Here is a 22,143-nt window from a genome sequence, read left to right as displayed (position 1 = left end):
ATATGTAAGAGGTGAAGTAATGAGTAAAGTTAAAATAATTCCACTTGGTGGCGTTCGAGAAAATGGTAAAAATATGTATGTCGTTGAAGTGGATGATGATCTATTTATTTTTGATTCTGGATTAATGTATCCAGAAAATGGCTTATTAGGGATTGATATTGTAATTCCTGATTTTAGTTATTTGAGAGAAAATAAAGAACGAATTGTAGGTGTTTTCTTAACACATGGGCATGCAGATGCAATTGGTGCATTACCATACTTTGTGAGTGAATTTGATGTGCCTGTTTTTGGATCAGAATTAACAATTGCATTAGCAAAAATTAATATTGAAAATGATCCTAAGGCAAGTAAATTTTCTGATTTTCACGTTGTTAATGATCAGACTGAGATTGATTTTGGTAAAACGACAATTTCATTCTTTAAAACGACCCATTCAATTCCTGAATCATTAGGAATCGTTTTAGGTACTGATGAAGGGCAGATTGTTTATACAGGTGATTTTAAGTTCGATCAAGCTGCGGCACCAGTTTACCAAACAGATTTTGGACGTTTAGCTGAGATTGGTAAGAATGGTGTTTTAGCGTTATTAAGTGATTCAGCTAATGCTGAGAACCCATTCCCAACAGTCAATGAAAGTGCAATTGACGAATACATTAATGAAACATTTGAATATCAAAAAGGTCGTATTATTGTTGCCTGTGTGGCATCAAATATATTACGAGTACAACAGATACTAAATGCTGCAAAGGAAAGTCATCGAAAGGTTATATTAACAGGACACGATGTTGAAAAAATCGTTAAAACAGCTATGGATTTGAAGAAATTAGTTCTTCCTGATGAAAATTTAATTGTTCCAATGAGTGATATTAGCAAATATGACGATGATCAACTAATTATATTGGAAACAGGTAAAATGGGTGAACCTTTAAAATCATTACAGCGAATGGCTTTAAATCAACATTCAACTGTTAATATTCATGAAGGAGATCTTGTTTTCATTACGACAACAACGTCAAAAGCTATGGAAACTAATGTGGCAAAGACAAGAGATCTCATTTACCGAGCAGGAGCTGATGTGAAAGCAATTTCTGATGAATTAAATTCTTCAGGTCATGCTGGTCAAAATGATTTACAACTAATGATCAATTTAATGAAACCAAAATACCTGGTTCCAATTCAAGGTGAATATCGATTACTTGCGGCACATGCTGATTTAGCACATACATTAGGAATGCCATATGATCATATCTTTATTACTGGTAAGGGTGATGTTTTAAGTTATTCTGAAGGAAAAATGAATTTAGGATCGCAAGTTGAAGCAGGAAATACCATGATTGATGGTATTGGTGTTGGTGATATTGGAAATATTGTACTGAGAGATCGTAAAATACTTTCTGAAGATGGTATTTTTATTGCAGTCGTCACAATTGATCGTAAAAAGAAAAAAATCATAAACAAGCCTAAAATTACATCAAGAGGATTTGTTTATACAAAAACGAGCCTTGATTTAATTGAAAAGAGTGCTGAAATTGTGTCAGAAACAGTACAAGATAATTTGAACAATAAAGAATTTGATTGGGGACATTTAAAACAAGATGTTCGTGAAAAAATGAGTCATTTCCTATATGAACAAACAAAACGACGTCCAGTTATTTTACCTGTTATTATGGAAATTAATCAGTATCATAGAAAATCAACAAAGTCTAAAGAAGTTAAACCGGCGGAAACAAAAAATAACGAAAAATAATCAAAAAGGGATAACACAAATGTTGTTATCCCTTTTTTTAGAATAAATAGAGGATATTATGGCAGAAATTATTCCGTTTCCCGACCAAGAGAAACAAAATTATCAGTTAGCAAAAAAGGCTGTAAGTGACAAAAATTATCAACTAGCATCACAATTATTCACAAAAAATTATGATGGTCATCGTAGTTTTAAAAATAATAAATTATTGGTTAATTCTCTAGTTTTGGATGCTCAATTTCAAGAAGCGTTAATTATCGCTGACGAATTTTATAGCGATTACTTAAAACGTGGGGATCAATTTGCAGTTTATTTAAATATACTGTTAAAAAACAATAAATTTATTCGAGCTTGGCAATTGGTTAAAGAGCAACCTTTTGCCACATCACTAGTTTTGGATGCTGAAAATGAATGCCGTGAAAAATTCGATAAACAACTTAGACAAAATGAACGTCAATTTGCACACTTAGGTTCAGTGGACTTTTTTGGACAGCAACAAATTGTTCAAAGTGGACTGGTACTACCTAAAAATGAATTCTTAGATGCTTGTCAAAAAATATTTATGGATAAAGACGTACATCCAATTATAAAATCAAGTCTATTGCAAGAGGTACAAAAGATACCTAATAATATTGAAATAATAAACTATTTATGGGTTGATGGAACTCAGAAAAAAATTGACGTAAAAAAATTAGTTGCAAATGAAAATGAACCTGTATTACTGACAATTAATCAATTAACAAAAAATGATGAGGGAACTATTGATGTACAAATGAATAATTCTTTAAATCATATGTTAAATTTAAAATTGGGGATGATTTATCCTTTTGCAAGTGATTTTTTGGGTATTGAGAAAGAATGGATTGAATTAGTAAAAAGTGAGTTAGGTATGGAATCCACTTTTAAAAGGACTGAAAATTTAACGTATATGGTTGAATTAAATGCATTACTTTCGAAAGAATTAACTGAAATTATGAATTAATGATTAGGTAAAGCTAGCCGTTTACAGTAATCTATGATATTCTAATAAAGAATCCAAAATTTCACTTAGATTTAGTTGTATGAGCGTAGATTTAACCAGGTTATTTTAAGACGAGATAAAAAGTTTCAGTATTCTTTAAATAGGTATTTACAAAACTCTAAACAGTCTATATAATATTTTAAGGATTCTTCTTTATTTGATGATAATGTATTTTGTTATTAAATAAAGAAGTAGTATAATAAAAACAAAGAATCATCAGGGTTAGATTTTCTAAAACTGTTTTATTCTTACAAAAACACTAGGAGGCTCTTATTCATGGCAAAAGAACATTACGAACGAACAAAACCCCATGTTAATATTGGTACTATTGGACATGTCGATCATGGGAAGACAACTTTAACAGCTGCAATTAGTAAAGTATTATCAGACAACGGTTTCGGTGAAGCAGCAGATTTCGCTTCAATCGATGCTGCACCTGAAGAACGTGAACGTGGTATTACTATCAATACTGCCCATGTTGAATACGAAACAGCTGCACGTCATTACGCACATATCGATGCTCCAGGACATGCTGATTACGTTAAAAACATGATCACTGGTGCTGCACAAATGGATGGTGCTATCTTAGTTGTAGCCGCAACTGATGGCCCTATGCCTCAAACACGTGAACATATCTTACTTGCTCGCCAAGTTGGTGTTGATTACCTTATCGTGTTCTTAAACAAAACTGATTTGGTTGATGATGAAGAATTATTAGACCTTGTAGAAATGGAAGTTCGTGAATTATTAAGCGAATATGATTTCCCAGGCGATGATATTCCTGTTATCCGTGGTTCAGCTCTTAAAGCCCTTGAAGGCGATCCAGAAGCTGTAAAACAAGTTGAATTATTAATGGATACTGTTGATTCATACATCCCAACACCAGTTCGTCCTACAGACCAACCATTCTTAATGCCAGTTGAAGATGTATTTACAATTACTGGTCGTGGAACTGTTGCTTCAGGTCGTATCGATCGTGGTACAGTTAAAGTCGGAGACGATATTGAAATTGTTGGTTTACATGAAGATGTTCTTAAAACAACAGTTACAGGTATCGAAATGTTCCGTAAAACACTTGACGAAGGTGAAGCCGGCGATAACGTTGGTGCTTTACTCCGTGGTGTTGATCGCGAACAAATCGAACGTGGACAAGTTCTTGCACAACCTGGTTCAATCAAAACTCACAAATTATTCAAAGGCGAAGTTTATATCCTTTCTAAGGAAGAAGGTGGACGTCATACTCCATTCTTCTCAAACTACCGTCCTCAATTCTTCTTCCATACAACTGATGTTACTGGTGTTATTGAATTACCAGAAGGTGTAGAAATGGTTATGCCTGGTGATAACGTTACATTTACAGTATCATTAATCGCCCCAGTTGCTATTGAAAAAGGTCTTAAATTTACTGTTCGTGAAGGTGGCCGTACTGTTGGTGCCGGAGTCGTTTCAGAAATTGATGATTAATTTTTAATTAATTAAAAAAAGAAATTCGGAAAGCTTTTGCTTTTCGAATTTTTTTTTATAACCATTTACAATCTAGTAATGATACGGTAAAATAGACAAGTATATAAATAGTACGAATATAAAATTTTTGTTCTACCGGAGGGAAAACAATGTCAGCAAAATTTGAAAAAACAGGTAAAAACAATGGAGAAATAACATTCGAAATTGAAACTGATAAAATTAAAGAAGGATTGGAAAAAGCTTTCTTAAAAGTTAAGAAAGATTTAACTGTTCCTGGATTCCGTAAAGGAAAAGTTTCACGTCAAGTATTTAACAGAATGTATGGTGAAGAATCATTATACGAAGATGCTTTAAACATTCTATTGCCAGAAGCATACGAAAAGGCACTTGAAGAAGTTAAAGTATCACCCGTTGATCAACCTGATATTAACATTGATAGTTTAGAAAAAGATTCTACATGGGTCCTTAAAGCTAAAGTTACACTTCAACCAGAAGTTGAATTAGGTGACTATAAAGGATTAACTGTTCCTAAACAATCACGTCGAGTAACTAAAAAAGACGTAGAAGATAGTTTAGAAGCAAAACGTCAACAACAAGCTGAACTTGTACTTAAAGAAGACGAAGCAGCTATTTCTGGCGACACTGTTATCATTGATTTTGAAGGTAAAGTTGATGGCGTTGCATTTGATGGTGGAAAATCAGAAAATTATACTCTTGAATTAGGTTCAAATTCATTTATTCCTGGATTTGAAGACCAATTGGTAGGACATAAAGCTGGAGAGGATGTTGACGTAAAAGTTACATTCCCTGAAGATTACCAAGCTGAAGACTTACGTGGTAAAGAAGCAGTATTTGCTGTTAAAGTTCATGAAGTCAAAGGCAAAGAACTTCCAGAAATGGATGATGAATTTGCTAAAGATGTTGATGAAGAAGTTAATACGCTTGAAGAATTACAAGCAAAAACAAAAGATCAAATTAAAGAAACAAAAGAAGCTGCAGCTAAGGAAGCAATTCAAGATGCAGCAATTGAATTAGCAGTTGATAATGCTAAAGTTGATGAAATTCCTAATTCAATGATTGAAGAAGATGTTCATCGCCAAATGGATCAATACCTTGCAAATATGCAACAACAAGGAATTGACACAAAGATGTACTTCCAATTAACAGGAACAAGTGAAGACGATTTACACAAACAATTTGAAGAAGGCGCAGAACGTCGTGTTAAAACAAATCTTGTGTTAGAAGCTATCGTTGCCGCTGAAAAAATTGAACCTTCTGAAGAAGAAGTTTCATCTGAAATATCAAACTTAGCAGAACAATATGGTATGGAAGAAGAAGCAGTTCGTTCTGCTCTTTCAGACGATATGGTAAAACATGATATTGCTATCAAGAAAGTTGTTGACGAGTTAGCTGACTCAGCAGTTGAAGAAGCAAAAATGAAAAAATAAATAATTAATCGGATATTTTGATTAATCATTTTGAATGAATGAGATTGAAGCGAGTTTATTAGCTTCAATCTTTTTTGTTAAATACATTTGAACGTAAATATTCGCGAAATATTGCTTTATTTGGTACTATAGGTATGCATAAAGTAAAAGATGAGAAGAAAAATACGAGGTGGTAAAATGTTCGAAAATACTGAAGAAGGCGGACCCGTAAATTGTTCTTTTTGCGGTAAGTCACAAGATCAAGTAATGAAAATCGTTGCTGGACCTGGTGTTTATATTTGTAATGAATGTGTTGATTTATGTAAGGAAATTATCGACGAGGAATTCAGGGAACAAATGGATTCTGAACCATTACTTGTATTAAAACCACAAGCAATTATGAATAAATTGAATGATTATGTAATTGGGCAAGATCAATCTAAAAAAACGTTGTCAGTTGCGGTTTATAATCATTATAAACGAGTTAATCATATGCTTGAAGTTGACGAAGATAATGACGAAACAGAATTACAAAAAAGTAATATTTGTTTAGTTGGTCCTACGGGATCAGGTAAGACATATTTAGCACAAAGTTTAGCTAAAATTTTAAACGTACCATTTGCTATTGCAGATGCCACTACTTTAACTGAGGCTGGATATGTTGGTGAAGATGTTGAAAATATCCTTTTAAAATTATTGCAAAGTGCAGATTATGATGTTGCAAAAGCTGAAAAAGGAATTATCTACATTGATGAAATCGATAAAATTGCTAAGAAGAGTGAGAATGTTTCAATCACACGTGATGTATCAGGTGAGGGTGTTCAACAGGCACTTTTAAAGATTCTTGAAGGTACTATTGCAAGTGTTCCGCCTCAAGGTGGACGTAAACACCCACAACAAGAATTAATTCAAATAGATACTAAGAATATTTTATTTATTGTTGGTGGGGCATTTGCTGGAATTGAAACAATGGTCAAAAATCGATTAGGCGATAAAACGATTGGTTTCGGTGCTGAATCCAATTCTGAAACTATTGATGAACAAAATAGTGTTATGCAACAAATTATTCCAGAAGATTTATTAAAATTTGGATTAATTCCTGAATTTGTTGGTCGTTTACCAATTATGACAGCTTTAGAAGAATTAAAAGAAGAAGATTTAGTTCGAATTTTAACGGAACCTAAAAATGCATTGGTTAAACAATATACAAAACTTGTTGAATTAGATGGTGTGACGCTTGAATTCGAACCTGAGGCATTGTCACGAGTTGCCGAACTTGCTATTAAGCGAGATACTGGGGCACGAGGTTTGCGATCTATTATTGAAGAAACAATGCGTGATGTTATGTTTGATATTCCAAGCCAAGAAGACATCGAGCGCGTAATTATCACTAAAGCAACAGTTGATCAAACTGATGGTCCTGTAATAATTAAAGGGAGCAAGAAAGCAGCATCTTAAAGTCTTGTTAGAGTATAGTCATTTAAAGACTGTCAAATATAGTGAGTACACTCTAAAAAAAAGACATAGTAATGAATATAAATGTAGTATAATGAATTTAAGGTTAATAATTTTAATAAATAATAAAGGGTGGACGTCATGAATAAAACAATAAAAAAAGCGATTTTGTTCGGATTTTCTGGGGTATTGTTGGGTGGACTTGGGTTATTCAATAAGTCTGTTGAAGCTAAGGCTCCTGCAAATAATATTGGGTACAGTGTTCAAAGTATTCAATCTGATAAACAAGTTAAAGCTAGTTTGAAACAATCATACTTTGATTTGAAATTGGATGCTAAGGAAAAAGAAACGATTTCAGTTAAAATCTTTAATTCATCAGACAAAGCATTAAAAATTCGTAATGCTGTTTATACAGCATCTACAAATGATAATGGTCAGCTTGAATATGCAAAAGAATTAGCAAAAAAGAATATTGATAAATCAATGAAATATCCTTTAGCTTCACTTACTAAGTTAGATTCAGGTAGTGTCGTAACAGTTCCTGCTAAAGGAAGTAAAATCGTTAAGGCTACAATTACTATGCCAAAAGATAGTTTCAACGGTGTTTTGTTAGGTAGCTGGTATTTTGAAAAAGTTGATAATTCAACTAAAGAAACAAGTAATAAAAAAGGGATTTCAATTTCAAATGCATATTCATATGCAATTGGAATTAAAATTTTAGAGAAGAAGACGGTTGAACCAAATATGAATTTATTATCAGTTAAAGCTGGTATGAGAAACTATCGTAAAGGTGTATTCCCTGTATTCCAAAACGATAAAGCCGTAATTATTCCTAAATTAACAATTAAATCTGAAATTATGAAAAAGGGTTCAACAGATGTTTTAGAAAATACAACATTAAAGAACCTATCAATGGCTCCTAATTCAAATTTCAAATTCCCAATGCTTTATGACAAGGGTCAATTAGAAGCTGGAGACTACACATTAAAGGCTGTAGCAACAAGTGGTAAAAACACTTGGAAATTCAATAAAAACTTCACAATTACAAATGATGATGCAAGTAAGTACAACAAAGATGCTATTGGAGATCCACAAAAAGCAACAAATCCGCTATGGTATGTTGCTTTAGGTCTTGGTCTCGCAATCCTAGTGATACTAATCTTTTTCCTTATTAAAAGATATGTTGATAAGAAAAAAGCTGATAAGTAAGTATTTAATATTATTATTTATTTTATTTTTCAGTATGCTCGTGACACTTAAAAGTGTGTCTGCAGACATAACGTATGGGTACAGTACGTTACCTAATACGGTTAACAAATATGTTAAGAAAAATAATTCAGAATTTGCAATTTATTCTGATAGTAATAATAGAGAATCACCTTATTTGCAAATAATCGCAACTGATGGATTGACACCATCATGGCAATTGAAAGGTAGGCTACAATATAAGTCAAACGATATTGTACATGTTGACTTATTTCGGCCAAAGTTACAGTCTGGATTAAAGAATATGCCAAGAACTTATGGTGATCTAATTTCTGGAGATTCAACTAATATAACAGCAAATGCTAAAGATAGTAGTGGGGAATATTTATTTTATTGGCCCAATACTTTAATTCAGATTTTGACAACGCATGTGGTAACATATTCGGAAGTACAAATAATTTGGATTATCCAAACGGCAGCAACAAAATAAAAGCTTTACAACATCGAATTATTTAATTCATGTTGTAAAGCTTTTTGATTCAGATTAAGTTACATTAACACATTTTTATATGGTAAAATGGTTTGAGTATTGAAAGGAAGGTGTTTAATATGGATGTTCATAATGTTGAACTTGTTATGAGTGCCGTTGCACCAGCACAGTATCCAACAGATGGTATTCCTGAGATTGCACTGTCAGGACGTTCTAATGTTGGAAAATCATCATTAATAAATACGTTAATAAATCGTAAAAGTTATGCGAGAACTTCTAGTCAGCCTGGAAAAACGCAAACATTGAACTTTTATAACGTGGAACAAAAATTATTTTTCGTAGATGTTCCAGGATATGGATATGCAAAAGTGTCAAAAACAGAACGTGCAAAGTGGGGACAAATGATTGAAACCTATTTAGCAGAACGTACTTCTTTAAGAGGGGTCATTTCATTAGTTGATGCTCGACATGAGCCAACAAAATTAGATGTTCAAATGGTTGATTTTCTTCACTATTACGATATTCCTGTATTGGTTGTTGCGACAAAGAGCGACAAAATTTCTCGTGGTAAGTGGAATCAACATGAGAGTATCATAAGACGTTCATTGTCTTTGACACCTGAAGATGATTTTGTTTTATTTTCGGCTCAAGACAAATCTGGAAAAGAAGAGATTTGGCAATGGATTGAAAGTCATACAGAACTAGGAGAAAAAAATGGAATTTAATGAATATCAAGAAGCAGCAAATCGCACATTATATGGAACTGAACAAGTTTTAACAAATTGTGCATTAGGTGTTGCGGCTGAAGGTGGACAATTAGTTGATTTAATTAAAGATTATACTTTTAAAGGTCGAGAATTAGATAAAGTGAAATTAACTAAAGAAATGGGAGATGTACTTTGGTATTTATCCCAAATTGCTGAATGGGCCGATATTGAATTTGATGATGTTGCAAGAGATAATATTTTAAAATTAAATAAACGTTACCCAGATGGATTTAAAAAATAAAAAAATTCAGATAAGTTTATAACTTATCTGAATTTTTTTATTTTTTAGGTTTCGATTCTTTAACATCAGAACTAGGCTTCTCTTCCGTTTCTGAAGACTTAAGTTCAACTTTAGCAGGATCTTTAGGGTCAAGTGCAAATTTATCAAATAAACTTTCCAAGTTATCTTGGCGTTGGATTTTTAAGCTCATAATTGTAGCCTCCTTATGTAAATATAGAATAACAGTTTATTAAAATGAATACAAGACAACTGATTAATGCATAAAAAGCGCTTTAAATAACTTTTATATGTATAAAGTCATTTATTATATGTATTTAATTGCATAAAAAATCTTTGTAGCATATAATCGATTTATTCACTAATAAGAGAAATTAAAAAAGAGGAGTAAATTGATGCAAATAAATAAAAAATGGTTTATAGGTATATTAATCGCATTTTTCATGATGTTAGTTGGTAGTAATCAAGTAAGTGCTGCAACTGGTAACTCTTTACAGAATGTTAAGGATAAGGGAACGTTAGTACTTGGAACAAGTCCAGATTATCCACCCTATGAATTTCAAACAACAGTTAATGGCGATGATAAAATCGTTGGATTTGATATTTCAATTGCACAAAAAATTGCTAAAGACATTGGAGTTAAGTTAGTAATTAAGAAAATGGATTTTGACTCATTACTTGTTGGCTTAGAAACTAATAAAATTGATATGGTTATTTCAGGTATGAATCCGTCGGATGATCGTAAAAAAAGTATTGATTTTTCAGATGTTTATTACAATGGAAAACAAATGATGTTGGTTAATAAGACTGATGAAGATAAATATAAGACTTTAAATGATTTTTCTGGGCTATCAGTTGGGGCTCAAACTGGATCGCTTCAATATACAATGAGTAAAGAACAAATAAAAAATGTGAATATTAAAGGGTTGGCTAAAGTAACCGATTTAATTTTAGCGCTTAAAAGTGGTAAGGTAGCGGGTGTTGCCATGGAAGAACCAACTGCTAAAGCATACGCACAAAATGATAGTTCATTAGCAGTTGTTAATCCTGGATTTATCTCAGCGCCTGATGCAAGGGGAGCTGCAGCCGGATTTGCAAAGAATTCCGATACTTTGGTGGCAGCTGTAAATAAGTCTATTAAAGAAATTAAAAAGAAAAATTTAATAAATACGACATATTTACCTGAGGCTAGTAATTATTTAACAAAAAATACATCGGATAACACAATGATTCACTATTGGAAATATTTTGCCAAAGGAATTGGTTATACTTTATTAATAACGGCGGTTTCAGTTATTGTTGGTGTTATATTAGGAACGTTGCTAGCACTCATGCGTTTGGGCAAAAATAAAGTGATTAAAGTAATTGCAGTATCCTACATTGAATTTGTTCGTGGAACGCCTCTAATGATTCAAGTGATGTTTGTGTACTTCGGTATTGGAATGTTAGTAAATATTCCAGCGCTAATTGCAGGTATTATTGCTGTATCGCTTAATTCAGGCGCATATATAGCTGAAGTAATACGATCGGGAATCTCTTCTGTTGATGATGGACAAATGGAAGCAGCAAGAAGTTTGGGGCTTTCACAGAAAGAGACGTATCAGTCTGTTATTATTCCACAAGCACTAAAAAATATTTGGCCAGCTCTGGGAAATGAATTTATAACATTAATAAAAGAAAGTTCAATTGTTTCTATTATTGGTGTGACTGATTTAATTTATCAGATGAAAATGGTTCAATCAGCTACTTATAAAGGTATTGCGCCTATCTTTGTTGCAATGTTAATTTACTTTGTTTTAACATTTAGCTTATCTAAATTATTAAATTACTTTGAAGGGAAGATGAAGCATGTCTAAAATTATTGAAGTTAATAAATTAAGAAAATCCTTTGGAAAAAATGATGTTTTAAAAGATATTTCTGAATCAGTTGATAAAGGACAGGTTATCTGTGTGATTGGACCATCAGGATCTGGTAAAAGTACCTTTTTACGTTGTCTGAATCTACTTGAAGTTCCTACATCAGGGGATATTTTATTCGAAGGTGAAAATTTAACAAGTTTAAATGAAAAAGACTTAAATCAATTGAGAGAAAAAATGGGGATGGTTTTTCAAGGTTTTAATTTGTTTCCAAATATGAATGTAATTGAGAATATAAAATTGGCTCCCATGAAAGTTAAAAATATATCAGATAAAGAGTCAGCTGATATAGCTACCAATTTATTAGAAAAAGTTGGATTAGCAGATAAGGCACTACAATATCCAGATAGTTTATCTGGTGGTCAAAAGCAACGAGTTGCGATTGCCAGAGCATTAGCCATGGATCCAGAAGTACTCTTATTCGATGAGCCAACTTCAGCATTAGATCCTGAAATGGTCGGAGAAGTACTTAAAGTTATGAAAACGTTGGCTAGTGACGGAATGACGATGGTAGTTGTGACACATGAAATGGGTTTTGCTAGAGAAGTAGCAGATCAAATTTGGTTCATGGATCAAGGATATATTCAAGAAAAAGGACGTCCAGAAGATGTTTTTGATCATCCGACGTCAGAACGTGCGCAAGATTTTTTATCAAAGATATTGTAAAAAAATAGATTTCAGATAGACTCCCGTCTATTTGGAATCTATTTTCTTTATTCAAACGCTTGTTCGGGGTATAATTAAAGCATATATTAACGTAAAGAAGGTGCCTCGATTGGCTTCAGAGCATATCGAAAATAAATTAGCATTATTACCAGCATTACCAGGATGCTATATCATGAAAAATTTAAATAGTCAGATTATTTATGTTGGGAAAGCAAAAAATTTAAAAAATCGGGTGCGTTCTTACTTCAAAAGTGCGCATGATGGAAAAACAGCTAAATTGGTTTCTCAAATTGTTGATTTTGAAACAATTATTACATCCACTGATAAAGAAGCATTTCTGTTGGAAATTACTTTAATTCAAAAACATCAGCCGTATTATAATATAAAATTAAAGAAAGGTACTGGATATCCATATATTAAAATTACAAATGAAAAAGACCCAATGATGCAAATCGTTAGTCAGGTTAATAAGGACGGTGGATTTTATTTTGGTCCTTATCCAAATGTTTATGCAGCTCAGGAAACATTGCAGTTTTTACAAAAAGTTTATCCTTTAAGAAGATGCAATGGATTTCAGAAGCGACCATGTTTGTATTATCATATGGGGCAATGTTTAGGCTCTTGTTTTAAAGAAGTTCCGCATGAAAAATATGAGGCTCAAATAAAAAAAATCAAATCATTTTTAAATGGTAATGTGATTGTAGCAAAACAAAAACTAAAAAAAGAAATGAGTAAGGCAGCGGATGAAATGTTATTTGAACGTGCCGCTGAATTACGTGATCAAATTCATTTTATTGAAGTTACTGTTGAAAAACAAAAAATCATTTCAAATGATAATACACCTAGAGATTTGTTTAATTTCTATCTGGATAAAGGTTGGTTGTCAATTCAAGTTTTCTTTATTAGGCAAGCACGATTAATGAAGCGAGAAAAAAGACTTTTTCCAATTGTAACAACGGCTGAAGAAGAAATGGCAACTTTTATCCTTCAGTTTTATAATCGAAAAAATAATGTGTTACCAAAAGAAATATTAGTTCCAGCAGGAATTGATACAGATATCTTATCTGATATCTTACAAGTACCAATTCGGACACCACAACGTGGGCAAAAAAGTGAACTTTTAAAATTAGCTAAAAAAAATGCTCGCTTAGTTCTTGAAGAAAAATTCAGATTACTAGAATTAGATGGGCGCAAAACAACTGGTGCCATGAAAGAAATTACAGACGCTATGGGGATTCCAGAAGGTCATCGAATAGAATCTTTTGATCACTCACATATACAAGGGACTGATCTGGTATCAGCCATGGTTAGTTTTATTGATGGTAAACCTGAGAAGAGCGAATATCGCAAATATAAGTTGAATACAGTTGATCATGCGGATGAAGCAGCAAGTACACGTGAAGTTGTTCGCCGACGTTATACACGTCTTTTGAAGGAAGGTAAGCCTATGCCAGATTTAATTTTAATGGATGGTGCTGAAATACAAATAGAAGCTGCAAAAGACGTTTTAAGTAATGAATTAGATTTAATGATTCCAGTAGCGGGGATGGTTAAAAATAACAAGCATAAAACATCTGATTTAATGTTTGGTGATGCTGATCAAAGACTATCATTGGATCCAAAGAGTGAAGGGTTTTACCTTTTACAAAGGATTCAAGATGAAGTCCATCGATTTGCCATTACCTTTCATCGTCAAGTTCATTCAAAGAACTCACTTAGTTCTCGTTTAGATTCTATCCAGGGTGTTGGGCCAAAAACCAAAACGAAATTGTTAAAAGAATTTGGGTCGATGAAACATATTAAAGACGCTTCAATGGAAGAGTTACAAGGATTAGGTATTTCAAAGACAGTCGCACAAACAATAAAATTATCATTATAAATTTACAAAAGGAGTCCTTAATGACAGAGATTTATGTCATTAAGGACTCCTTTTTATTTTAAAATAAAGAAGAGCTATCAGGTATTATCCTGATAGCTCTTCAAAGTTAAACGAATTATTTCTTATTTTCTTTTGCAACTGGACGCCAGATACCGAGGATAATCCCTGCAACTGCAGCACCAATTAAAACAGAAAGTAAGTAGAACGTTTTATTTGTAGCTAAGGCAATTACCCAAAGACCACCATGAGGTGCAGGAACAGAGACGTTCCAGAATTGACTTAAACCACCACCGATTGCAGCACCAATTACACTTGATGTAATGACGTGTAATGGATCTGCTGCTGCGTAAGGAATAGCACCTTCAGTAATAAATGAAATACCAAGAATGTAGTTTGACAAACCGGCTTTTCTTTCATCTTCAGAAAATTTATTTTTCCAGAATGTTGATGCAATAGCTATTGCAAGTGGAGGAATCATACCACCAACCATAACAGCAGCCATCATTTTACCATCACCAGTAGAAGTGAAGACACCAATTGAGAATGTATAAGCTGCTTTGTTAAATGGACCACCCATATCGATAGCCATCATAGCAGCAAGAATTGTACCGATTAAGACGGCATTGGCTGTTCCCATATGAGTTAAGAAATCTGACAAGACATGATTAATTTGTGCGAAGATAGGATTAACCATAAAGAACATAATCGCGCCGACAATTAATAAGGATAAAATAGGGTAGATTAGGATAGGTTTCATCCCATCTAGTGATTTTGGTAAGTTTTTAAAGAGTTTTTTAAGACCGACAATAACATAACCGGCAATAAAACCAGCTGCTAAACCACCTAAGAAACCAGAAACAGATTCAGTTTTAATAACATTTGCGGCAGCAAAGTTAGCCATGTAACCACCAACAATACCAGGCATAAGGGCAGGACGATCACCAATACTCATAGCAATAAAACCGGCTAAGATAGGTACTAAGAAAGCAAATGCATAATTACCAATTCCATTTAAGAAGATAAAAGTTTGTGAACTTGAGCCACCGGGAACGTATTGTTCAACGATGAATGAGAGTGCCATTAAGATACCGCCACCAACAACAAATGGTAACATGTGTGATACACCGTTCATTAAGTTCTTATAAATTTCATTCCAAACACTACCAGAGGTTTCTTCATCATTTTCAGCAGCGTCGGTTCCTTTAGCATGATAAATAGGTGCTTTTCCGTTTACTGCGGCAGTAATCAATTCTTCGGCTTTTTTAATACCATCGGTAACAGGACGGTTAATTAAAGGTTTGCCATCGAAACGATCCATAGCAACTTTTTTATCAGCGGCGACAATGACACCAGACGCACGTTTAATTTCTTCGTCAGTTAAACGATGCTTAATACCTTCTGAGCCATTTGTTTCAACTTTAATGTCAACGCCCATCTCTTCAGCTTGTTTGATGAGGGCAGCTTCAGCCATATAAGTATGAGCGATACCAGTAGGGCAGGCTGTTACAGCGACCACGTATGGATTACCTGATGGTTTAACATCAGTGTTTTTAGCAGCAAGTTGTGCAGCAGCTTCTTTTGCTTCTTTTTCATTTTCAGCGGCAGTGAAGGCAGCTTGAACCTCATCTGGAGTTGTGACTGTTTTTAATTTATCAACTAAATCGGGATTAATTAATAGACTTGATAAAGCAGCTAATGCTTGTAAATGGGCATCGTTTGCACCTTCAGGAGCAGCAATCATGAAAAATAAAAATGTAGGTTGACCATCAAGTGAATCATAGTCAAGTCCTGCTTTACTTTTAGCAAATAGGACAGTAGCACGTTTAACAGCTTTATTTTTTGCATGTGGCATGGCAATACCTTCACCGATACCAGTAGTTGATTGTGCTTCACGTTTTAGAATGTCTTGTTTGTAAAGTTCCTCATCATCAATCACGCCAGCCTCAAAGTATTTATGTACCATTTCATCAATTGCTTCGGCTTTTGTTGTTGCTTGAAGATCCATAATCATGACATCTTTAAGTAATAATTCATTTAAGTCCATAGTGTAAAACTCCTTTTATAATAGTTAGATTTTCTTAATATCAATTTGTGGTAAAATTTCGTTAATTTTTTCAATAGTTGCAATATCTTCAGAAAATGCAGTTGCGGAGCCACAAGCTAGTCCATATTTAAAACTTTCAATAGGATCATTAGTTTTTGCAAAGGTACCTGTAAAACCAGCAATCATTGAATCGCCAGCACCAACTGAATTAATAACAGTCCCTTTAGGCGCATTACTTTGGTAAACAGCATCTTTAGTAATCAATAGGCCGCCATCGCCAGCCATTGAAATTAAAACATGTTGTGCACCTAATTCTAATAATTTTTGACCATATTTCACAATATCGTTGATACCGTTTAAAGTAACATTGAATAATTCGGCTAATTCATGGTGATTTGGTTTCACGACGAGAGGTTTTTCACTAATTGTTTTCAATAGTGCTTCACCAGTTGTATCAATAACAAATTGTGCGCCTTTAGAACGAATTACTTTAATTAATTCATAATAAAAATCTTGAGATAGGTTAGGAACTAAACTACCAGCTAAAATGACAGTATCATCAGACGTCAATGTTTCAAATTGCTCATTGAATAGTTTAAGTTCATCATCTGATATTAGAGGACCCTTACCATTTATTTCGGTTTCTTGGTCAGCTTTTATTTTAATATTAATTCTAGAATCAGCTTTTATTTTTGTAAATTGAGTATCTAGGTGATTAGCTATCATAGCTGACTTAATAAATTCACCTGTGAATCCACCAATAAAACCAAGTGCTTTATTAGGTTGATTCAATTCATTTAAAATTCGGGAAACGTTTATACCTTTACCACCTGGTAATTTTGTATCATAATCCATCCGATTAACTTCGCCAAGCGTTAACTTATCTAGTTGAACGATGTAATCAATAGAAGGATTTAAAGTTACTGTGTAAATCATTGTTGTACCTCCAAAATTTTTGTTTGTGTTTTATAATTTTCAGAATCAGTTACCGGCAATTTATCAGTGATAATTGTAGCCTGATTAAGATCTGCAACTTTAATGAATGAAACTTGGTTAAATTTTGATTTGTCGGCTAAAACATAAGTTTGTCGACTTTGATGAATTGCGGCCAGTTTAACTGCGGCTTCTTCAGGATCTGGTGTGCTAAATCCAAATTTATTGTTAATTGAATTAATACCGAGAAAGACTAAATCAAATTGAAGGTTCTTGATTGATTTAATACTATCAGCTCCCACAATAGCCTTTGTATTAGCTTTAACTTGACCACCGATGACGATTGTTCTAATATCATTTTCAGAAAGAGAAAGTGCATGATTAACACCGTTTGTAACAACAGTTAGATTGTTAACTAACTTAAGATAGGGAATCATTGCGAAAGTTGTACTACCAGCATCAAGAAAAATCACATTATTAGGTTTGATTAAATTTGCAGCAGCTTTAGCAACTGCTATTTTATTTGGCGTATTTAATGAAAATTTTTCTTCTAAATTTGCTTCAACTTTTAATGATTGGATGCTTTGTGCACCACCATGAACTCTTACTAATTCACCATCAGTTTCAAGCTGCTGTAAATCGCGTCGAACAGTTGATTCTGAGACATTTAATTTATGACAAATATCTTGTAACTTAATATAACCATGTTTGTCAATTTCAGAAATAATATATTGGCACCTTTCAATTGTAAGCACTTTCTCAACTCCTTATAAATAAAATACCACCAAAAACATTCAAAATCAACCAAAAACATTCAAAAATACCAAAAAAATTTGAAATATGAGAAATTGGCTTGAATTTTTAAAAGAGTTAAGTAAATACATAGACAAATGACTTTTTCTTCTTTAAAATAGTAAGTTAGTAGTCAACGGAAAGAATAGGTGATCGTATGTTTATAGATCAAGTTACAATTGAAATAAAAGCAGGTAAAGGTGGCGACGGGATGGTAGCGTTCCGTCGAGAAAAATATGTACCTAATGGTGGACCAGCCGGTGGTGATGGTGGCCGTGGTGGTAGTATTGTATTTGAAGTAGATGAAGGATTAAGAACTTTAATGGATTTTAGATACAGTAAACATTTTAGAGCTGAATCTGGTGAAAAAGGAATGATTAAAGGGATGCACGGACATGGTGCACCTGATAAAAGAGTTCAAGTACCAGAAGGAACAACAATTAAAGATGCTGAAACAGGAGCAGTAATCGCTGATCTCGTTCATAAAGGAGATTATGCTGTTGTTGCCAAGGGTGGTCGAGGTGGTCGTGGCAATATTAGATTTGCTAGTCCTAAAAATCCAGCTCCAGAAATTTCTGAAAATGGTGAACCTGGAGTAGAACGTAAAATTCAACTTGAATTAAAAGTTTTAGCTGATGTTGGGTTAGTTGGATTTCCATCTGTCGGTAAGTCAACGCTTCTTTCAGTTGTGACAAGTGCCAAACCTAAAATTGCAGATTATCATTTTACAACGTTATCACCTAATTTAGGGATGGTTCGTTTAGATGATAACCGTGATTTTGTTATTGCTGATTTACCCGGATTGATTGAAGGGGCTTCAGTTGGCGTTGGATTAGGAATTCAATTTTTACGTCATATTGAGCGGACACGTGTTATTCTTCATTTAGTTGATATGAATCCTGAAGAAGGTCGTGATCCGTTTGACGACTATCTTAAGATTAATAAAGAATTAAAAAATTATGACCCTGAATTACTTGAACGTCCGCAATTAATTGTGGCAAGTAAGATGGATATGCCAGGGGCTGCAGAACAGTTAGAAGCATTTAAAAAACAATTGGCAGAAGATTCTACAGTGGAAGAAACACCTCGTGTATTTTCTACTTCTTCTATTACTCGTGAGGGACTACAAACCTTAATGAATGTAGCTGGTGATTTATTGGAAGAAACACCAATGTTCCCAGCACTAAACTTGAAAGAACAAGAAGCACAACAAAAAATCTATGATTTCGAAAAAGAACAAGAAAAATCTGCACCTGATTTTGTTATTAATAGGGATGAAGATTTAACTTGGGTTCTTTCTGGAGAAAAATTAGAACGTCTATACCAAATGACAAATATGGACCGAGACGAAAGTTTGATGCGTTTTGCACGTCAACTTCGTGGTATGGGTGTCGATGATGCTTTACGTGAACGTGGTGCTAAAAGTGGGGATATAGTGAGAATTGATAAATTCTCATTTGAGTTCGTTGAATAATTCGGAATATTAATAATTTACGGTTACGCTATCAGCAAATAAAAGGGTAATTTATATAAGATAAGAGGAGAACGGAACAAGATGGATAAGAAAAAAAGATTAAAAAAAGCCAGATATATTACTGGCTTTGATGGCGTGAGGACATTGGCTGTTATTGGGGTTATCCTTTATCACCTCGTGCCATCTAGTCTACAAGGTGGATACTTAGGTGTACCGATATTTTTTGTTGTATCGGGTTACTTGATTACTGATTTACTTAATCAGGAATGGGAACAAAATAAAAAAATTGATGTTCTAGGCTTTTATATTCGACGGGTTCGACGACTTTATCCAGCGTTATTGACGATGTTGATTGCAACTATTGCCTATATAACACTATTTCAAAGAGAGTTATTGAAAAATATTCAAGAAATTTTCGCATCAAATTTGTTATATGTTTATAATTGGTTTCAAGTTTTGCACAAAGAATCATATTTTGATCATTTCGGGACGCCATCACCATTTACGCATCTTTGGTCGCTATCAATTGAAGGTCAGTACTATTTTTTCTGGCCTATTATAGTGGCGTTGCTAATTGTGTTTTTAAAACGAAAAGAACGGATTTTTAATCTTATCTTTATCTTAGCTTTTATTTCCGCATTAGCGATGGCCTTCTTGTATAAAGCAGGATCTGATCCAAGTCGTGTCTATTATGGAACGGATACAAGAATGTTTTCAATTTTATTGGGGTCAGCACTTTCATTTATTTGGCCAAGCAGTTCTTTAAAAAAGGAAATTTCAAAAAAAGGCCGATTTGTTTTAGATGCGTTAGGTATAGTATCGCTCATAACAATTATTAGTTTGTTTTTGACTATGTCAGATCAAAGTTCGCTTGTTTATCGTGGAGGGATGTTTTTCTTTTCAGTTTTAGTTATGATTTTTGTAGCTACAATTGCACATCCTGGAGCGGATATGAACAAAATTATGACAAATCCTGTTTTTACTTGGGTTGGTAAGAGAAGTTATGGCATTTACCTATATCAATTTCCAATAATGGTATTCTATGAGTCAAAGATTCAGAGTATAGGTGATCATCCATGGCTAAACGCGCTAATTGAAATATCTATCATTTTATTAGTGAGTGATTTGTCATATCGATTCTTAGAAAGACCTCTACAAAGATTTAATTATAAACAAACATTTACATTTATTAAAGAAACCTTTACAAAGGATATTAAAAAAACTCGTCAAAAATTTTCTATTATTGTGGGTGCATTAATAATTGGTATAGCGTTGTTTGGAATAATTAACGGACCAAGTCTTTCAATTACTGGAGTGAATGCTTTACAGAATACTATTAGTGAGAATGCTAAAGTAGCTGATAAAAAGAATGCTGACGCATTAAAAAAACCGAGCTCGTCTAGTTCTAAGAAAAAACAATCAAGTAGCAAAAGTGCTTCTAAAACTAGTTCTTCAAAAGTAGTTGCTGAAAAACAAAGCCCAACATCATTAACAAAGGCTGAGACAAAAAAAGCCTCAAGCGTATATGCAACGGCAATTGGTGATTCTGTATTGGCAGATGGAGAAAACATATTACAAGATGATTTCCCACATATGTATGTTGATGCAAAAGTCGGTCGTCAGGTATATACAGCTGCTGATGATATTAGGTTGTTGGCTAAGCAAGGTAAACTTCAAGATAACGTTGTTATTGGTTTAGGGACAAATAGTCCATTTACAACCGATCAGTTTGACGATATTATGAGTGCAGTTGGTTCGGGGAAACAAGTTTACTGGATTAATGTACATGTCCCAACAAGGCGTTGGGAAGGTACCGTTAATAGCATGTTGGAGACACAAAAGAAAAAATATTCAAATTTGCATATAATTGATTGGTATTCATATAGTAAGGATCATACAGAGTGGTTTTATGATGATAATGTTCATCCAGATCCCGATGGTTCAAAGTATTATGCAACGTATATTGCAAGACAATTAATTAAAAATATGTAAAATACTTAAGAAGCCCTACAAACTATGGTTTGTAGGGCTTCTTATTTTTGGGTCTGCGTCAAATAGTGTTGGTGAGACGATAAACGTCTAATTTAATTAAGGGAAATCCAAAAGGATTTCCTTTTTTTAGTTATGAATTAATAAAATTCTTTCAAATAGATGATGCCAGTTTCTGAAACCGTAACAGCTACGTTTAAGTGTTTTAATTTTTCGGTTAAGTCCCTCTATAGGGCCATTTGAATATGGTGAAGATAAACTATTTTTAATATAATGCTGATTCTTTTTAAAAGTGGTTATTACAGTATCCATTTCACTGTTATTAGGTTGATAGTCTTCTAATAACTGAGTTAAATTAGAAGTGTCGGCTTTATTGATAGCTAATAAAATATCTTGATATGTTTCATAGACTTTTTTGAAGTTAGAACTTTGTTCTAATCCTAAATCAACAACATTCTGTTGCGTCATATATTCTTTCGTACTAAAAAAATAAACAGATTTTGAACTTTCTAGTTCTGTTTCTTGTTTGTGAAAAAGGCGCCACTGAGTTTTTAAAGCTTTGTAATAATCCCTTTATGGTTGTCAGATGAAATAATATAATTTCATCCGATAATCATGGAGGGATTTTTGTATGTCC

At 33.3% G+C, this 22,143-nt stretch carries 18 protein-coding genes and 1 pseudogene; 14 read left to right on the top strand and 5 right to left on the bottom strand.

Annotation, left to right across the window (positions count from 1 at the left end):
• The first annotated feature begins 19 nt into the window (after nucleotides 1–19).
• The 9 genes from AC1RPR_RS05265 to AC1RPR_RS05225 all read left to right on the top strand — a co-directional run bounded on the left by AC1RPR_RS05265 (nucleotide 20) and on the right by AC1RPR_RS05225 (nucleotide 9,815).
• Complete coding sequence (locus tag AC1RPR_RS05265; RefSeq protein ID WP_409022408.1) at nucleotides 20–1,747, top strand: ribonuclease J; 1,728 nt, start codon at nucleotides 20–22, stop codon at nucleotides 1,745–1,747.
• Between the two features lie 58 nt (nucleotides 1,748–1,805).
• Complete coding sequence (locus AC1RPR_RS05260) at nucleotides 1,806–2,726, top strand: hypothetical protein (protein WP_481761712.1); 921 nt, start codon at nucleotides 1,806–1,808, stop codon at nucleotides 2,724–2,726.
• A 315-nt stretch (nucleotides 2,727–3,041) separates the two neighbouring features.
• The gene (tuf, locus tag AC1RPR_RS05255) at nucleotides 3,042–4,229 is read left to right on the top strand and encodes an elongation factor Tu (RefSeq protein ID WP_409022410.1); all 1,188 of its coding nucleotides are present in this window, start codon (nucleotides 3,042–3,044) and stop codon (nucleotides 4,227–4,229) included.
• 149 nt (nucleotides 4,230–4,378) lie between these two features.
• Entirely contained in the window at nucleotides 4,379–5,677 is a 1,299-nt protein-coding gene (gene tig / locus AC1RPR_RS05250) for a trigger factor (RefSeq protein ID WP_409022411.1), read from the top strand.
• 177 nt (nucleotides 5,678–5,854) lie between these two features.
• Nucleotides 5,855–7,114 (top strand): ATP-dependent Clp protease ATP-binding subunit ClpX, encoded by a 1,260-nt coding sequence (gene clpX, locus AC1RPR_RS05245; protein WP_409022412.1) that lies wholly within the window; start codon nucleotides 5,855–5,857, stop codon nucleotides 7,112–7,114.
• Between the two features lie 138 nt (nucleotides 7,115–7,252).
• On the top strand, nucleotides 7,253–8,320 hold the full coding sequence (locus tag AC1RPR_RS05240; RefSeq protein WP_409022413.1) for a WxLIP family cell surface protein: 1,068 nt from the start codon (nucleotides 7,253–7,255) through the stop codon (nucleotides 8,318–8,320).
• Between the two features lie 34 nt (nucleotides 8,321–8,354).
• A complete protein-coding gene (locus tag AC1RPR_RS05235; RefSeq protein ID WP_481761713.1) occupies nucleotides 8,355–8,807 on the top strand; it encodes a hypothetical protein in 453 nt (150 codons plus the stop codon).
• Nucleotides 8,808–8,926: 119 nt separating this feature from the next.
• Nucleotides 8,927–9,532, top strand: coding sequence for a ribosome biogenesis GTP-binding protein YihA/YsxC (yihA, locus tag AC1RPR_RS05230; protein ID WP_481761714.1), 606 nt, complete (start codon nucleotides 8,927–8,929; stop codon nucleotides 9,530–9,532).
• Nucleotides 9,522–9,815, top strand: a complete 294-nt coding sequence (locus tag AC1RPR_RS05225) for a nucleoside triphosphate pyrophosphohydrolase family protein (RefSeq protein ID WP_409022416.1) — start codon at nucleotides 9,522–9,524, stop codon at nucleotides 9,813–9,815. Before yihA ends, AC1RPR_RS05225 begins: the two co-directional genes overlap by 11 nt.
• Nucleotides 9,816–9,852: 37 nt before the next feature.
• Here AC1RPR_RS05225 and AC1RPR_RS05220 read toward each other — a convergent pair whose 3' ends face one another.
• Complete coding sequence (locus AC1RPR_RS05220; RefSeq protein WP_409022417.1) at nucleotides 9,853–10,005, bottom strand: SPJ_0845 family protein; 153 nt, start codon at nucleotides 10,003–10,005, stop codon at nucleotides 9,853–9,855.
• 202 nt (nucleotides 10,006–10,207) lie between these two features.
• On the opposite strand from AC1RPR_RS05220, the gene AC1RPR_RS05215 reads away from it, so the two are divergent.
• From AC1RPR_RS05215 to uvrC, 3 genes are all read left to right on the top strand, one after another.
• Entirely contained in the window at nucleotides 10,208–11,668 is a 1,461-nt protein-coding gene (locus AC1RPR_RS05215) for an ABC transporter substrate-binding protein/permease (protein WP_481761715.1), read from the top strand.
• Nucleotides 11,661–12,395, top strand: a complete 735-nt coding sequence (locus AC1RPR_RS05210; RefSeq protein ID WP_409022419.1) for an amino acid ABC transporter ATP-binding protein — start codon at nucleotides 11,661–11,663, stop codon at nucleotides 12,393–12,395. The genes AC1RPR_RS05215 and AC1RPR_RS05210 overlap by 8 nt, the downstream gene beginning before the upstream one ends.
• A gap of 109 nt (nucleotides 12,396–12,504) precedes the next feature.
• A complete protein-coding gene (gene uvrC, locus AC1RPR_RS05205) occupies nucleotides 12,505–14,274 on the top strand; it encodes an excinuclease ABC subunit UvrC (RefSeq protein WP_481761716.1) in 1,770 nt (589 codons plus the stop codon).
• 115 nt (nucleotides 14,275–14,389) lie between these two features.
• Here the strand turns inward: uvrC and AC1RPR_RS05200 are convergent, their stop codons facing one another.
• Genes AC1RPR_RS05200 through AC1RPR_RS05190 form a run of 3 tightly spaced genes read right to left on the bottom strand, consistent with a single transcriptional unit; the run spans nucleotide 14,390 to nucleotide 18,006 of the window.
• Nucleotides 14,390–16,318: a PTS fructose transporter subunit IIABC gene (locus AC1RPR_RS05200; protein ID WP_409022421.1), complete on the bottom strand. Its 1,929-nt coding sequence runs from the start codon at nucleotides 16,316–16,318 to the stop codon at nucleotides 14,390–14,392.
• A 24-nt stretch (nucleotides 16,319–16,342) separates the two neighbouring features.
• Nucleotides 16,343–17,254, bottom strand: coding sequence for a 1-phosphofructokinase (pfkB, locus tag AC1RPR_RS05195; protein WP_481761717.1), 912 nt, complete (start codon nucleotides 17,252–17,254; stop codon nucleotides 16,343–16,345).
• The gene (locus AC1RPR_RS05190; RefSeq protein WP_481761718.1) at nucleotides 17,251–18,006 is read right to left on the bottom strand and encodes a DeoR/GlpR family DNA-binding transcription regulator; all 756 of its coding nucleotides are present in this window, start codon (nucleotides 18,004–18,006) and stop codon (nucleotides 17,251–17,253) included. The genes pfkB and AC1RPR_RS05190 overlap by 4 nt, the downstream gene beginning before the upstream one ends.
• A gap of 194 nt (nucleotides 18,007–18,200) precedes the next feature.
• On the opposite strand from AC1RPR_RS05190, the gene obgE reads away from it, so the two are divergent.
• Entirely contained in the window at nucleotides 18,201–19,517 is a 1,317-nt protein-coding gene (gene obgE / locus AC1RPR_RS05185; protein ID WP_409022424.1) for a GTPase ObgE, read from the top strand.
• 81 nt (nucleotides 19,518–19,598) lie between these two features.
• A complete protein-coding gene (locus tag AC1RPR_RS05180) occupies nucleotides 19,599–21,509 on the top strand; it encodes an acyltransferase family protein (protein WP_481761719.1) in 1,911 nt (636 codons plus the stop codon).
• A 126-nt stretch (nucleotides 21,510–21,635) separates the two neighbouring features.
• Here the strand turns inward: AC1RPR_RS05180 and AC1RPR_RS05175 are convergent.
• Nucleotides 21,636–22,058: pseudogene (locus tag AC1RPR_RS05175) on the bottom strand (transposase); the annotation flags it as partial.
• Nucleotides 22,059–22,143: the final 85 nt, after the last annotated feature.

The sequence above is a fragment of the Dellaglioa sp. CoH-57-MRSF-22 genome, from assembly GCF_056781895.1.
Note: the sequence above shows the minus strand (reverse complement) of the source record. Positions and strands in the feature narration are given on the sequence as shown.